14 protein-coding genes are annotated in these 15398 nt (G+C 57.0%); all 14 read left to right on the plus strand.

Annotation, left to right across the window (positions count from 1 at the left end; translation table 11 throughout):
- The first annotated feature begins 3 nt into the window (after positions 1–3).
- The gene (gene traC, locus J2X14_RS19130; protein ID WP_352412738.1) at positions 4–2610 is read left to right on the plus strand and encodes a type IV secretion system protein TraC; all 2607 of its coding nucleotides are present in this window, start codon (positions 4–6) and stop codon (positions 2608–2610) included.
- Positions 2607–2960, plus strand: coding sequence for a TrbI F-type domain-containing protein (locus tag J2X14_RS19135; RefSeq protein ID WP_352412739.1), 354 nt, complete (start codon positions 2607–2609; stop codon positions 2958–2960). Before traC ends, J2X14_RS19135 begins: the two co-directional genes overlap by 4 nt.
- A gap of 33 nt (positions 2961–2993) precedes the next feature.
- A complete protein-coding gene (gene traW / locus J2X14_RS19140) occupies positions 2994–3644 on the plus strand; it encodes a type-F conjugative transfer system protein TraW (protein ID WP_352412740.1) in 651 nt (216 codons plus the stop codon).
- 11 nt (positions 3645–3655) lie between these two features.
- The gene (locus J2X14_RS19145) at positions 3656–4447 is read left to right on the plus strand and encodes a DsbA family protein (protein ID WP_352412741.1); all 792 of its coding nucleotides are present in this window, start codon (positions 3656–3658) and stop codon (positions 4445–4447) included.
- A 1-nt stretch (position 4448) separates the two neighbouring features.
- Positions 4449–5453: a conjugal transfer pilus assembly protein TraU gene (gene traU, locus J2X14_RS19150; RefSeq protein ID WP_352412742.1), complete on the plus strand. Its 1005-nt coding sequence runs from the start codon at positions 4449–4451 to the stop codon at positions 5451–5453.
- A gap of 10 nt (positions 5454–5463) precedes the next feature.
- The gene (gene trbC, locus J2X14_RS19155; protein ID WP_352412743.1) at positions 5464–5904 is read left to right on the plus strand and encodes a type-F conjugative transfer system pilin assembly protein TrbC; all 441 of its coding nucleotides are present in this window, start codon (positions 5464–5466) and stop codon (positions 5902–5904) included.
- 55 nt (positions 5905–5959) lie between these two features.
- On the plus strand, positions 5960–7804 hold the full coding sequence (gene traN, locus J2X14_RS19160) for a type-F conjugative transfer system mating-pair stabilization protein TraN (protein WP_352412744.1): 1845 nt from the start codon (positions 5960–5962) through the stop codon (positions 7802–7804).
- Positions 7805–7806: 2 nt separating this feature from the next.
- Positions 7807–8583, plus strand: a complete 777-nt coding sequence (gene traF, locus J2X14_RS19165; RefSeq protein WP_352412745.1) for a type-F conjugative transfer system pilin assembly protein TraF — start codon at positions 7807–7809, stop codon at positions 8581–8583.
- 3 nt (positions 8584–8586) lie between these two features.
- On the plus strand, positions 8587–9153 hold the full coding sequence (trbB, locus tag J2X14_RS19170) for a type-F conjugative transfer system pilin assembly thiol-disulfide isomerase TrbB (protein WP_352412746.1): 567 nt from the start codon (positions 8587–8589) through the stop codon (positions 9151–9153).
- Positions 9153–9545: a hypothetical protein gene (locus J2X14_RS19175; RefSeq protein ID WP_352412747.1), complete on the plus strand. Its 393-nt coding sequence runs from the start codon at positions 9153–9155 to the stop codon at positions 9543–9545. The genes trbB and J2X14_RS19175 overlap by 1 nt, the downstream gene beginning before the upstream one ends.
- Before the next feature lie 31 nt (positions 9546–9576).
- Entirely contained in the window at positions 9577–10941 is a 1365-nt protein-coding gene (locus tag J2X14_RS19180; protein ID WP_352412748.1) for a conjugal transfer protein TraH, read from the plus strand.
- Complete coding sequence (gene traG, locus J2X14_RS19185) at positions 10941–13811, plus strand: conjugal transfer mating-pair stabilization protein TraG (RefSeq protein ID WP_352412749.1); 2871 nt, start codon at positions 10941–10943, stop codon at positions 13809–13811. Before J2X14_RS19180 ends, traG begins: the two co-directional genes overlap by 1 nt.
- A 34-nt stretch (positions 13812–13845) precedes the next feature.
- The gene (locus J2X14_RS19190; protein WP_352412750.1) at positions 13846–14373 is read left to right on the plus strand and encodes a hypothetical protein; all 528 of its coding nucleotides are present in this window, start codon (positions 13846–13848) and stop codon (positions 14371–14373) included.
- Positions 14374–14445: 72 nt separating this feature from the next.
- Positions 14446–15357 carry a DUF6012 family protein gene (locus tag J2X14_RS19195; RefSeq protein WP_352412751.1) on the plus strand — a complete coding sequence of 304 codons (912 nt, stop codon included), beginning with the start codon at positions 14446–14448 and terminating at the stop codon, positions 15355–15357.
- Positions 15358–15398: the final 41 nt, after the last annotated feature.

The following is a 15398-nucleotide window of genomic DNA, read 5'->3' on the forward strand; positions in this document are numbered from 1 at the left end:
TGCATGAAATTTCTGAAAGGCTTCCGCTTTGACCCGCTGAACGTGGTGGAGACGGTGGTGGGGATTCTGGGGGAGCGCGACACCACGAACGAAACGCGCCAGAAGCTGCAGGACATGGACTATCCGCACATCCGCGACCTGCTGCCCTATAAAGATTACGACAGCGAAAGTCAGATCTGGGTGAACAAGGAGTCGGTGGGCTTTGTGGTGGAATCACAGCCGCTGATCGGCGCCAACGAGAAGCTGGCGGAAAGCCTGGAGTACCTGCTGCGCGACGTGGCCCCGCGCGATATTCCGCTGCAGGTAATGCTGGTCTCCACCCGGGCGGTGAAAGAGCAGGTCGAGCAGGGCCTGAAAAATTTTGCCTGGAAGGGACACCGTGCGGACGAGTGCAACGACGTCACCGCCCGCTTTTTCCTGAACGGCGCGCGCTATACCTACAGCAACGGCCTAGATCATCCGCTGACCCTGCGCGACTACCGTCTGTTTTTTATCTGGGCGATGCCGGTGAAGCACCTGTCCGAAACCGATATGATCCGCGTGCGCGACGTGCGACGTAACCTGCTGAACGCGCTCAACGCCGCCGACCTGTGGTCATCGGCTATCGGCGTGGCGGAGTTCAGCAGCGTGCTGCGCGAGTTCTTCAACCACGACCCGGCGCGGCTTGATCGTTATGACTGCGAGTATGATCCGGCGGCCGACCTCAGCACCCAGTTCGTAGACCGCACCACGTCCTGGCGGGTAAAGCCCTCACATATCCGTATCGAGGGCAGTGATGCGAAAAACAGACCGTTTGCGGCGCGCATGGTGAACCTTAACCTGGACCGCAACCCGCAGGAGCATTACCTCTGGCAGAACGGCAACATCATTCAGGATCTGATGTCGCCAACCAACGGCATACCCTGCCCGTTTATCTGCACGATGGTGCTGACCACCGAGGAGCAGATGAAAAGCCAGGGCGAGGCGAACAGCCGCTTTCTGGCGCTGGACTCGCGCGTGAACACCAGTTACGCCAAGTACATTCCGTCCACCACGCGTCAGCACGCCGAGTGGAAAGATGCCCGTGCGCGGCTGCTGTCGAACCAGACCTCACTGACCAGCTACTTTTACGGTATCACGCTGTTCTGCCCGGATGACGACGATCTGACGTCGCGCTACACCGAAAAAACGCGCAACGCCTTCGCCGCGCAGGGGCTGCGCTTCGTGCGCGCCGATTTTATGCAGCTGCGCAACCTGCTGGCCACGCTGCCGTTTGCGATGGTGAACAAGAAGCTGCGCGACGACTGCCGCAAGACCGGCGGCATACAGCGATCGGAGTCGTTTCATGCGGTGAACCTGATGCCGGTTATCGGGGATAACAAGCTGTGCGCCTCGGGCATTCTTATTCCGAGCTACCGCAACCAGGTCGCGTTTATCGACGTGTTTGACGAGAGCCTGCCGAACACCAACTTCAACTGGTTTATGTCCGGTACCTCGGGCGCGGGCAAATCGGTGCTGGCTAACTCCATCGCGCGTTCGGTGCTGGACAAGGGCGGCACGGTGGCGGTACAGGATATCGGTGACTCCTATAAAGCCGCCTGCAGCAGCCTCGGCGGCACCTATATTAACGGCGAAAACCTGCGTTTTAACCCGTTTGCGAACGTCACCGACATCACGCTTGCCGCCGAGCGCATCCGCGACCAGCTGTGCATTCTGGCAAGCCCCAACGGCCTGCTGGATGAGGTACATGAATCCATGATCCTGGAGGCCATTACCGAATCATGGCCGACGTATCAGCAGGACATGCGCATCGATCACGTCATTGACTACCTGAAGACGAGGCAGGAGGCCATCACCCGCGAACACTCTTCGCTGATTGGCGGGCGCATTGACGAAATCACCACGCTGCTCAGTAAGTACAGCACCAGAGGGATCTACGGTAGGTTCTTCAACTCATCCGAGCCAACGCTGAAGCCTGACCTGCAGTTCGTGGTCACTGAGCTGGGTGACCTGCGCAAGCAGCAGGACCTGCTGTCGGCGGTGCTGTTCAGCATCATGATCTGGAACGAGAACATGATGTACACCACGCCGCGCAGCATGCGCAAGATGAACATCATCGACGAGGGGTGGAAACTGCTCGGCGGGTCCAGTACCAAAATCAAGGACTTTATCGAGGAGGGCTACCGCACCGCCCGCCGCCACAACGGCTCATACGGTACGGTCACGCAGGCGATACGCGATAAAAATCTGTCCACGGCGGCGCTTGCGGCCTATGACAACAGCTCGTTCAAGTTCACCTGTATGCAGGACGCCAAGTCGTTCACCACCTTCCAGAAGGAGGAGCCGCATGCGTTTAACGAGCTGGAGTGGGAAATGATCCGCAAGTTCCCGCCGGCGAAAAAGGCGCGCTACAGCTCGTTTCTGCTGAGCGTCGGGGAATTTTCCAGCTTCCACCGCCTCATTCTCGATCCGCTGAGCGACGGGCTGTTTTCATCGAAAGGTGAAGACTTTACCTACCGCGAAAAGCGCCTGCGCGAGGGCGCAGACATCAAGGACATCCTGTTTGAGATGGCCGACAACGACGCGCACAAGCGCGACATCATCAACATGCTGCGGGAGATGCAACTTTGAATACAAAACACCTTGTCGCGGGCTGCAGCCTGTCGGTTGTGCTGAGCGTGGGGGCGTGCGCGGCCGCCTGGTTTTTCTGGCTGAAGCCGCCCATGCTGGTCACCTTCGACATGAAGGGCACGACCAACGCGCTGATCCGCCAGAGCGCGAAGCTGGACCTCAACGATGACCAGCGAAGGGCGCTGCTGAGGCGCTTTGACCGCAGCGTCACCACCGCAACGGCGGAATACGCCACTGAACGCGGCGCGGCGATACTGGTGAGCCCGGCTGTCGTTACCGGCCTGCCGGACGCCACGCCGGAGATTCAGGCGCGCCTGGCTGAGCTGATGAAAGCGACGCCGCAGCAATAACCCTGCCCGATCACCTCAACCGGGAGCCCCCCGATGAAACATGCAACTCCGCTGGCGCGCATTGCCGCCGGCGCGCTGCTCGCCACGCTGAGCCTGCACGCGGGCGCGGCTGAGCTCGGCACGTACGGCGATACCTGGGATATCCGCGAGCGCAACCTGATTGCTGTCCTGAAAGACAACCTGAAGCAGCACTTTGAGGGCCGGTCGCAGGCCGATATCGAGCGGGAAATGCAGCAAAAGGCGGAAGACGAGGCGATGCGCCCGCCGGCGGTGCCGGGGCTCACCACCGGACGCGAGACGCACAGCCGGCTGTTTGACCCGTCGTTCACGGTTCAGCGCGACATTGCCGACCACAACGGCGTGGTGTTCGCGCATAAAGGCCAGGTAGTGAACCCGTTTGACGTCATCCCGGTGTTTGACGAGACGCTGTACTTCATCGACGCCGACGACGACCGGCAGATTACCTGGATGAAGCAGCAGGTGCCGCACACCACGACGTCCCGCGTCATCCTGGTAAACGGCAACGTGCGTGACAGCGCTGAGGCCCTCGGCAGCCGGGTCTACTTCGACCAGACCGGCAGCATCACGAAAAAGTTCGGCATCACGCAGGTTCCTGCAGAGGTAAAGCAGGCGCCCGGTCAGAAACTCTTCCTTATTACTGAATTCGGTCTTCCCGACCGCTAACGGAGCCAGACATGAAAAAGCACTTCTTCGCCGCCGCCCTGACGCTGAGCCTGACCGGCCATGCTTTTGCTGCCGACAGCTCGTTTACTGACGCACAGAAGACACAGATTGGCGAAATCGCAGCAGACTACCTGCGCGCGCACCCGGAAATTCTGATCGAAATGAGCCAGGCGCTGCAGACACAGTCGCAGGAAAAACAGATGGCCGCCGCCGCCGGCGCGGCGCTGGAAAATCAGGACGCTCTGCTGAATGACCCGACCTCACCAGTGTTGCACCCAAAAGGTGACGTCGCGGTCATTCAGTTCTTTGAATACCAGTGCATCAACTGCGCGCAGGTCGCCCCGACCGTGGAACAGTTCATCAGCCAGAACCCGGACGTGCGCTTCATTTATAAGGAATGGCCCATCTTCGGCAGCCGCTGGCCCGCGTCTGTTCAAGCGGCGAAAGTCGGGCTGTCCGTTTATAAAGACGGCGGCGCCGGCGCGTACCACCGCTATCATGCCGCGCTCTACGCGACCGGCCATACCGAAGGGAAGCTGCTGGATGATGATATCCGCCAGGCGGCGGTGAAGGCAGGCGTGACCGCCACGCCGAAAGAAGAGGTCGAGGCAATGGGCGCGGTGTTGGATAGAAATAACGCGCTTGCAAGACGCCTCGGCATTCAGGGTACGCCCGCCTTCTTTGTCATGCCGGTGAAGGGCGCTACTGTGGAGAACGTCAGCGTTATCCCTGGTGCAATGGACCTGCAGACGATGCAGGTGGCAGTAGAAAAAGCGCGCAGCGGCGCGAAGAAAGGGGGCTGACATGGCCTGGCGCACGGTTTTACTGGTACTCGCGGTGTGGGGCTGTCAGCCGGCACAGGCAGCTGACAACGGCAAGACGTCTCTGACCTGCGAGGGGCGCTGGGTTAACCCCATCACCGACGTGTGCTGGGAGTGCCTGTTCCCGATGAGCATCGGTAACGTACAGGTATCAAAAGGGCCGCTGCCGGACACCGAAAACCCGTCATCACCTATTCAGTTCTGCCCGGCGCCCCCCCCTGTTTTTCAGCGCCCGGGCATTGCGATTGGCTTCTGGGAGCCGTTTGCAATGACGGACGTGACGCGCTCGCCGGGCTGCATGGTGAACATGGGCGGATTCAACATCAATATCCCGAACACCGGGACCGGCACCGGCACGAAAACGGCGAACGGGCATCCGGGCACGTTCTATCACGTTCACTGGTACAAGTACCCGCTGATCTCCTGGCTCAACATCATTACCTCGGAGATGTGCATGCAGGGCGGAGAGTATGACATCGGCTATCTCTCGGAGCTGGATCCGACCTGGCAGAACGACAACCTGGCACTGTTCCTCAATCCGGAAGTGATGCTGTTTGCCAACCCGATTGCGCAGATGGCCTGCGCGGCGGACGCGGTGGCGGCCGGGGCGAGCAAGCCGATTGATGCGCTGTTCTGGTGTGCCGGCTCGCACGGCTCGATGTACCCGTTTACCGGCAACATAGTGAACGAGTCGAGCGGGCTCAACAGCGGGGCGCTGCTCTCAGAGCGCATGGACTTCAAGCTGCACCGCGAGGGGCTCATCCTTGACACAGTTCCGCAAAATACCGCCGTCTGCTACGAATACCCGTCCGCGATCATGCCGAAAAGCCGCTACCGCTATCAGATGGTGAACACCATCCCGGACGTGAAAGCGTGTCACTCGTTCGGGCGAAACGTGATGCTGTGGCAGACCGGCAAGGAAAAACCGAACAGCAAAAAGAACTACGGCTATCTCATCTGGAAAAAGCGCAACTGCGTCGTGCTTTAAGCGAGGACACATGAGGAAAACACGCAACACGCTGCTGTTTGTCGCCGGTCTTGTGGCAGCGCTGGCCGCACAGGCCGAAGACACGCCGCAGGACACGCAGGTCGGCAGCACGGAAAACGAAACGGCCTATTTCCTTTCCGCCTCGGTGCCGGAAAAAGAAATGGCCATCCTGATGAAGGCGGCCGAAGTGCAGGGTATCCCGGTGTATTTCCGGGGGCTGGTCGGCGACAGCATGGAGCAGACCGCGAAGTACATGATGTACATGGTCACCACCTATAAAGTGCGCGGCGTGCAGATTGACCCGGTTCGCTTTGAGCGCTACGGCGTGAAGCAGGTCCCGGCGCTGGTGAAGAAGTGCGGCGATCACTTCGACATCGTGTACGGCAACGTGGCGCTGAACCAGGCGCTGGGCATGATCAATGAACGTGGTGATTGTCGTAAAAAGCCCTGACTGATCCCACTGCCCGCTGCGGCGGGCAGTTATTACCCCATTACCGGAAATCCAGATGAAAAAAGCAACCCGCCCCCTGCTGCAGGGCCTGCTGCTGAGCTGTCTGTCTGCCGGCGCACTGGCGGCGTCGATGGATGCCTCAAATCAGGAAGGCATCAACGCCGGCAAGGCCGCTGATGGCACAACCAGCGCCAACCCGAACAGTTATTTCGAGAATTACAGCGCAGACGCGCCGCAGCGCGCCCTGTATAGCGGCCCGACGCAGACATCCACAAACATTGACGTGAAGGGGCAGAAGGAACTGAGTGAGTCAGATCTCGGGAAAACCGCGCATGAGTCTTACGTAAACAACCCCGCGGACAGGCTCAGCTATGACTCCGACATGATGAAGTATAGCGACGAAATTCGCGAAAACGCGAACGCCATTACCGGCGTGAACGGCAGTCAGTGCGTGGCGCAGGAGCTGAACAAAACCACTTACACTACACACCGTTGTGAAATGGCCAATAACCTGACACAGGCCTGTACACGCAAGGCAACCATCGTGACAACGGGTTCACGCGAGACGTACAGCACGAAACTGGTGCTGAATGCCGGCAGTGTAATCGGTAAACGGATTAATGATTACTGGGTGCAGTACGACGTCACGGTACCAGAAAACGGCACCGTGAGCAGCGGTACATGGGAACTGTTATATCCGAGAAGCAGTAGCTGGCACGGCGGCCGCCTCGATTATTCTTTCCAGACGATGGGAAAAACGATCCGCACAAAGATTAACAATTCCGGCGCCTTCAGCATCACCTCTCAGCAGGTGAAGGCAGGTCAGATTATCAGCATGCGGATACGTTACAACACCGATGGTCATTACGATTCGGCTGCAGATGGCATGATGCAGCAGATAACTAAAGGCATGATTGTTCTGCGCATTACCCTGCCGATGGAGGCTGTCAGGGATACTGTCGTACCGAAACTTCAGTGGACAAACAGCTGCCCGGCGAACATGGGGGATGCGGTGAAAATGAGTGAGACCTGCAGCGACCCGGGCGGCACCCGCTCCGTGACCGTTGGCGGCAAGGCCTACAACCTCTACAGCGACTGCTGGGGCTACACCACACAGTGGAACGTTTTTGAAGACGACACTAACACCTGTCAGACGTACATCAACGATCCGAACTGCAGCGAAGGTACACGCACCTGCACCCAAAAAATTGGCAACCTCTGCGTTTACAGCAAACTGACCTACCAGTGCGCACATACCGAAAAGAGTACCGGCTACGTCTGCGGCTCGGAGTTTTACTGCTCTGACGGCAGCTGCTCGGCAATGCAGGCGGGCCAGAACCAGAATTTTGAAGCCGCCGTATCGCAGCTGGCTGCGCTCGCGGCGGCAGGTAAAGACTTCGCGGGCATGGACCCCAATTCGGTAACGGCCTTCACTGGCAAGGCAATGGCGTGTCGCAAGAGCGCGGCCGGCTTCAGTAACTGCTGCAAAAGCGGGGGCTGGGGTCAGGACGTGGGGCTGGCGCACTGCAACACCGAGGAAAAAGAGATCGGCACCGGCAAGGAGAAAAAGCTGGTCGTGAAGGTGGGCTCTTACTGCTCGAAAAAGGCACTCGGGGTCTGTCTGCAGAAGAAAGAGGGCTACTGCGTTTTTGACAGCAAGCTTGCCCGCATCGTGCAGGAGCAGGGGCGCCGTGACCAGCTGGGTATCAGCTTCGGTTCAGGCGAAAGCCCGGACTGCCGGGGAATAAAGGTGGCCGAGCTGCAGGGCATCAAATTTGACCACATCGACTTCAGCGACTTCTACGACGATCTCAACAGCAACATCAAACTGCCCGATCAGGACGCACTGAACCAGCGTATTACCTCTGACATCCGGAACAGCCTCAAATCAGGAGACTAAGCGTGAGAAAACTTATCGGCCTGACGCTGCTGCTTGCGGTACTTCCGCTGCACGCAGCAGAGGAAAAAAAGCCCGACGGCTACCACTACGACCCGGCCGTCGGCTGGTACTGGTACAACGAGCCGGTAAAAAAGGATGAGGACGAGCAGCCGCCTGCGCCGCCCCCCGCGCCGCCGCAGGAGACGCCCACGCAGAAGATGAAACGCCTGCAGGCGTTTCGCGACAACCTGATGAATGAGGCGATGCTGCACCCCTCCACCGAGAACATCCGGCGCTACAAAATCGTGCAGGACTGGATGGTGAATCAGGCCAGCCTGTTCGCCTCGCGCTGGGAAAAGGTGCTGCTGGATAACCCCGAACTCGACTACAGCCTGAAGCACCCGTTCTACAACGGCACTGCCAATATCCAGTACACCGAGCGTCGTCAGAAGCAGCAGGCGGCCATCCGCTACGTGAACCAGCGCTACGGCGTGTTTTTCTTCTATCGCGGCAACGAGCCGCTGGATAACCGGCTCGGCGGGGTGGTGAAAGAGTTCAGCGAGCAGTACGGCCTGACCGTTATCCCGGTGACCGTTGACGGACGTGCGAGCCCCGACCTGCCGGACACCCGGCAGAACAACGGGCAGGCGGAGAAGATGAAAATCGAACACTTCCCGGCCATCTACCTGGTTGAACCGCGCACGAAGAAATACCATCCGCTGGCGTACGGTTTTATCACCCAGGATGACCTGGCGCGCCGGATGCTCAACATCGTTACCGACTTCCAGCCCGAGGACTGAACCATGATATCGAAACTCTTTGCCGTACTGCTGATGCTCACGCCGGTACTGGCGACGGCCAGCACGATTGACGACATTGCCCGCCTGGAGCAGGCGAAAGAGGGCGCGGACGCGCCGGCGGAAAGCCAGCCACAAAGAGAGGGGCCTGTAGCTGAGGCACAGGGCGCGCGGCAGCAGGCACCCACGAAGCCGGTGTGGTATCACCTGAGCGACGGTCGTCGTGTGGACGTGGGCCACTGGCAGATCGTGCACTTCGTCCGCTCAGACTGCTCGCACTGTCACCGTTTCAACCCGACCCTGAAGTCGGTCTCTGAGCAGACCGGCATCGGTGTGTTCGTCTACAGCTTTGACGGCAAGGGCGACGCGGTGTTCCCGAACGTTATGCCGGTAAACGACAACATTCTGAAGGACTTCTTCGCGGAGCTGCCGCAGGCAACTCCCACAGACTTCATTATTAACACGCAGTCGCTGGTGACCATCCCGCTGTCACAGGGGGAAATGAGTGAGGAGGCGCTGAAGCAGCGGCTGGATGAGTCCTTTGCGCTGGCCGTGCGTCTGGGGGTGCTGTGATGAAAGACAGACCGGTTTTATTCAACATTTCGGCCACCTTCAGGGTGATGCACGACATCAGCAGTGACGCCATCGTCAGTAAACTGATGTGCATTTTTTCCGGCCTTACGGGTATTGAGGTTGCCTGCTACCGCGCCGGTTGTTCCGTCACCGAACTGCTGGTTCATCGGGAGAATACCACACCTTTTTGTCTGACCATCTGTCAGGGCGAGCTTAGCGTTCCACCTGTTAGCGACGATGACCTGCGACTTTCTCATAAGGAAATTAGCCTCCCGGACACCGCAGACGTATTCCTTCTGATTACCACGCTGGTCAGACGTGCCGGGCTGGTTCCAAAGCTGATACAGGACCCGCACTCATCTATCGTGATGGAGTTCATCCGCCATGACTGATTTCAGAATCGACTTTATGAGGAACGACTCAATGCGCCGCATCTTTTCTGTTGCTCTCAGCCTCGGCCTGCTGTTTTCTGCTACGGCGAACGCGGACGTGCAGAAAGACATCAATAAGTTCTTTAACGAGATGGGCGGCGGCGGTGGCAACTACACGCAGGCGGCCGCGTGGCAGGGCCAGTCCGCAGGCTACCTTACCGGCGGCAACCTGTTTATCCGCACGCCGGTGCGCAATATCCAGCTGATCTCGGTAACGCTCCCGGACATTAAATCAGGCTGCGGCGGCATTGACGCCTATCTCGGCTCGTTCAGTTTTATCAATGGCGACCAGATAAAAATCATGGGCAAGCAAATACTGAGCAACGCCGCCGGCTACGCCTTTGATCTCGGACTGGAAACCATTTGCCCGCAGTGCAAGTCGGTAAAGGATTACCTGCAGAAGCTTGCGGCGGACACCAACAACATGAACATTTCTACCTGTCAGGCCGCACAATCCATCGTCGGCGGACTGTGGCCAAAAACCCAGGCGGCCAGCGCGCAGATTTGCCAGGACCTCGGTACCAAACACGACGTGTTTTCCGACTGGGCGGCGTCCCGTCAGGGCTGCGGTGTCGGTGGCGAAAACAACAGCGTGTTCGGCAAGGCGACTGACGAAGAGAAGAAGCGTATCCCGCGCAACCGCAACCTGACATGGGAAACGTTCACGAAGCTCAACCAGTTTTTCAGCAACGATCGTGCGCTCAAGGAATTCATTATGTCGATGGTCGGCACGGTGATTTATGACGCGAACGGTAACCCGACGTTCCTGCAGCCGCGCGGCGGCAGTGAGTCAATGTTCAACACGCTCCTGAACGGCGGCACCGAGAAAATCTACCGCTGCAACGACAACACCACCTGTCTGTCACCCACCATTGCGAATCTTACCCTGAGCGAAGACGAGGGCATGACCGGCCGGGTACGTGACATGCTCAATGACATTTTTGACAAAGCGCGCAGCGACACGGCACTGACCGAAAGCGAGAAAGCGCTCATCAGCAGCACGCGGGTGCGCATCCTACGCTACACCATCGATTCTGCCTCCGTGGGCATGGATCAGAGCGTGGTCAGCAGCCTGGCAGAGTACATCGCGGCCGACATGGTGATGTCCTACATCAATGGCCTGATTGACGTGGCCGCGAGCGCCGCCGCCGGCACGCTCGGTACCGAAGAAGAGAACAAGCATTTTCGCGAGAACCTGCGTCAGGTGCGCAACGAGCTGAGCCAGCGCGTCGCGCGCATTCAGGTGCAGCAGAACGGACTGGCTGAATACGACCGCAGCCTGTCTGAGACGCGCCAGCAGCTCTCTTCCTCCGTTTCCGACAGCGTTCTGTCGAACTATCAATTCGGGAGTAACTGATGGCACTTGATATCTGGGTGGTGAGTTCCGGTGGCATGATCACAATGGGCCTTAACGCCGTGGCGACCATGATGGAAAACGGCGGCTGGCACAGCACAATTTGGGTGGCGGAGATGCTGGGCATCGCTTTTTGCGTAATGACCTATCTGCGCACGCATAACATGTCCGCCATGTTCGGGTGGGGGATGACGTTCGTGCTGGTCACCGCGCTGTTGCTGACGCCAAAGGTCACCGTGGTGGTCAACGATCTGACCGCTCCGGATACTATAGGGCGGGTGGATAACGTGCCGGTAGGCCTGGCGATGCCGCTGTATCTTGTTACCGGCGCGGGCTATACGCTCACGACAGGCTATGAAGATATTTTTCACTTCCCGGATGAGCGGTCTTATACAAAAACCGGCATGCTGTTCGCCAGCAAGCTGATGCAGGACAGCTTTACTGTTCAGAGCCGTGACCCGGTACTCACCTACAATATGGGGGAGTTTTCTAAAAATTGCGTTGTGCCGGACATCATGCTGAACCAAAAATACAGCATGCAGGACGTCATGGAGTCAGAGGACGTCGCGTCGCTGATATTTGAAAACCCGAGCCCGCTGCGCGGCGTCTACTGGCGTGATGGTACCGGCACCACGTTCATGGTGTGCCGCGAGGCAGCACCGCGACTGAAAACCCTCCTGACGGCACAGGGAAACAACACCGGCGCGACCTTTATGGATCATGCAGCCAGAATGCTGCCGGGTAACCGGGCGCCGCAGACGGTCTATGCCGAGCAGCTGGCGGGTTCTTACGACTACTTTTTTGACAGCAGTAAGTCTGCGCAGACCATCATGATGCAGAACATCGCCGTCGCGGGCCTGCGTCGCGGGCTGAACAGCTACGTGAAGGGCATGAACGACACCGCTTCGATGGTGGACATTGCCTCCGAGCAGTCGCTGATGAAGCTCAGGCTGTCGCATGCGGTGAGCTACACCATCGCAACGGAGGTGCTGCCGCAGCTGCATACGGTACTGCTGCTGTTCTGCATCTGCATCTTCCCGGTGATGGTGCTGGCGCTGTACGTGCGGGAAATTGCCTGGTCGGTTATCAAGAACTACCTGAATTTTATAGGGAGCCTGATGCTCTGGCCGGTGATGTTCGCCATCTTTAACTTTGCCGTGAACTACAGCACGCAGAACAGTTTCCACGCCACGGGACCGACGCTGTCCAACATGAACCGCCTGATGGAAACCAGCACCACCACGGCAGGTATAGCTGGCTGGCTGATGCTCTCTATCCCATTCCTAGCATTCCGTCTGTTTACCGGGCTGGGTCAGGGTTTTGCCAGCCTCAGCTCCAGTCTGGGCAGCGCGCTCAGCAGCGCCTCTGCTGCCGATTCCGGCGCGGTGGCGTCCGGCAACATGAGCGTGGGTAACGTGCAGCTCGATAACATTAACGGGCACAAAACAGACCTGAACCGTGTGTACCGCGAGGGCAATACCACGATGCAGCTGGGTAACGGGGCGATGCGCACCATGACGCAGGAGGGGCAGACGGTGTATGACGCATCAGGTGCAACCAGCCGGCTGCCGGTCGATCTGCACCTTGACCGCAACCTGGCAAGCGCAGCGCAACGCTCAGTGCGTGACAGCATGGCACAGACCGAAATGGCGGCGCAGGGTTACAACCACTCGGTGCAGGAAACCGGCTCGCAGCTCAAACAGTTCCATGAGCAGTTCGGCAACAGCGACTCGAAAACGCTCTCAGCTTCAACCGGCTTAAGCGTGACCGATGCCGAGCGTGTGAACAAAATGCAGAATGTGGCGCAGGACTATGCGACCCGTAACCATATCTCCCTTAATGAGGCGTACTCTGAGCTTGAAAACAAATCGCGCGATCTAGCTGTTAATGGTGGCGCGCGCGTACAGGCTGGTGTTGATAGCAGCAAGCATCTGTTTGGAAAGGGGGCTGAACTCGTAACTGGTTTATCAGGTAAAGCAGATGTGCATGCTGGGGTTGAGACAACGGGGCGAACAGGTTCAACATCACAGACTACTCAGGGAGGACAAAAAGGAAACGACAACTCCCAGACCATTTCTACACGCGAATCGCAGGACTTCAGTCAGGGTATGGACGTGCTGCGTAACTACAGCACGACTTACAATGGACAGCATGTTGATAACAATGCGTCCGGCCTGATGAACCAAATTTCCTCGGGCATCACCACCTCTGACAGCAAATACGCGCAGTACACTGCCAGCCAGTCACATACGCATGAGCTGCAGAAGATGGCCTCTGAGACCGAAACGCTCAGCGCAGGCGCGCGCGACAACTACACGCAGCAGTTTGTGCAGTGGGCAATGCAGCGTTCGCCGGGCAATGCCGAAACCATCCTTACCAACACGTCAGATGAAAACGTTCAGAAACAGCGTGACGGTCTGGTTCAGGAATTCTTCGCCGAGAAGCTTCAGGGGCGTATTGATGGTGATTATGCGCGCAACTCAGGAAGTACGGGAGAAGGTATGGGCGCACCGGCGAATACAGCAGGTACGCAGTTTGGTAGCGGATATAACAGCGCAAACCAGAGCATTGACGCGGGTGTGGCCAAGAATAACATTCGTACAGATGTGAGCGGAGAAGTTGAGGCCCAAAGTGCAGCCGTGAATAAAAGAGCGAGCCAAGCACAGACGGAACTGAAGTCAGGTGAAGCTAAATCTCAGGCAGGAGTAAATGAAAGACAAGATGAATTTAGCCGAGCAGGTCAAAATTATCAGCATGAAAAGACTGCAGCTGATAAAGCTCAAGGGAATTGGCTCCCAAAAGAAGCTAATGATATGCTCAGTAAAAATGAGAAGACAAAAGAATTCCTTGATGAGCAAAAGAAAAAGCCGTAACCAATGGTCGATAACTTAAAATTGAGGTTTGAATATGAGCATCACATATAATCAAATTAAACTTGAGGTGAGGCAAATCTCGGAAGAGCTTGCCAAGTCAGATTCGGTAGTTCCAGGTGTTTTTCAAAGCGTTAAGGGTGGGCTATTACCTGCGTTGATATATTTCTGCTTTTACATTGCGTGTATATACACCGATGTTTACATTAAAACGGTTTGGCAGGGTGTTGGGGTAATATCAATATTTTTTTGGGTGTTTATTACTTTGTTTATGAGTGGGTATGGGCGGATTTTTTCCATGCTTCCTAAAGACGCCGAACAAAGGTATGAGATAGTGAGAATCTATACCAAAAAAGTAAAGGTTTACTATCTGGTTTGGGTTGCTGCCATAGTTGTGGCTGGGTTGGTTTCTGTCTTTTCAATACTAAATATCATAGCATTAGCAGGTATATCCCTGTTATCCACAGTGATTATTGCACTCGCTTTTAATTTTGATACATCCCGCTTTCAGTTGGCTGGTTTATTTGGTGTTTTAAGCGCCGCAAAAGATAATTTAAATCGATAATTACCCATCTTCACGTTAGGCCCGTCATAAAATGGCGGGCAATGTTTCTTTAATTAAAGATTTGAGGTGATAATGCTAATTCATCTGACCCCCTCTTTTTTTCTTAATTACTCAAATATCTCTGTTGATTTAATTGATGTCGAAATTCCTGAGCTGGGTTTGCATCTGCAGGCTGAAAGAGATATTACCGTTCGGTTCCCGTCGCCGAATAAGCGCCTGCATTATGTCTGCCGAAAAAAAGGCCGTAAGGCTATTCACGGCATTCTGCTGAATACGGACACTTACGTAACGGACATTACTGTGAATACCCGCTGGCTAGTGCAGGGCAATGTGTCTTTGCACCGAGTGCATATGCACATCGTGGGTGCAGACGATGCGGCAACGGACGTCATTCACCTCTGGAGTGGCGTCTGGAATACACCGTTCCGGGATAAGGCTCCCGACCTCACAAAAAACTGGATACCGGCATCCTGTCAGCCCCGCCTGACCGTGAATGCCGGCGACAGGCCGTCCGTGCGTGAACCGGCTATCTGGCGTCGCGCCGACCCGGCCGGGATTATCCGCCAGCAGACGGAATTCTATACTGCCGCGACGGTGGAGCCTGAACGCCTGCTTTCACCCTCCCGCAGCAACAGCCGTCTGCCGGCACTGGAAGACGCCTTTGACTGCAAAGTCCGCGACTACGCTGACACCCTGCGTGTGCTTTACGCCTATCCGGGCGTGACGGTATGTCCGGTTACAGAGCATGAAGAGCTTATCGAAAGCGACATGAAAGAAATTGGAGAGCTTGATGCGTTTACGTCGATCATTCAGCCCGTGCTGCAGGAAGTTCGCGCGGTATGCCCGGTGTTTTTTACCAATACCACTAACCTGATGAACTGTATCCGTCGTTTCTCCGCGCATTTTCGCGCCCTGTCCGGTGCCGAAAAGCAGTTTGTTGAGTACCAGATTAACCAGCCGCTGTTTCAGGTTTCAGATCGCTGAGACCGCCCGCCGCACAGCCTGACGCGCCATGCGTCTGGCGG

Source organism: Mixta sp. BE291 (genome assembly GCF_031457955.1).
Lineage (GTDB): Bacteria > Pseudomonadota > Gammaproteobacteria > Enterobacterales > Enterobacteriaceae > Mixta.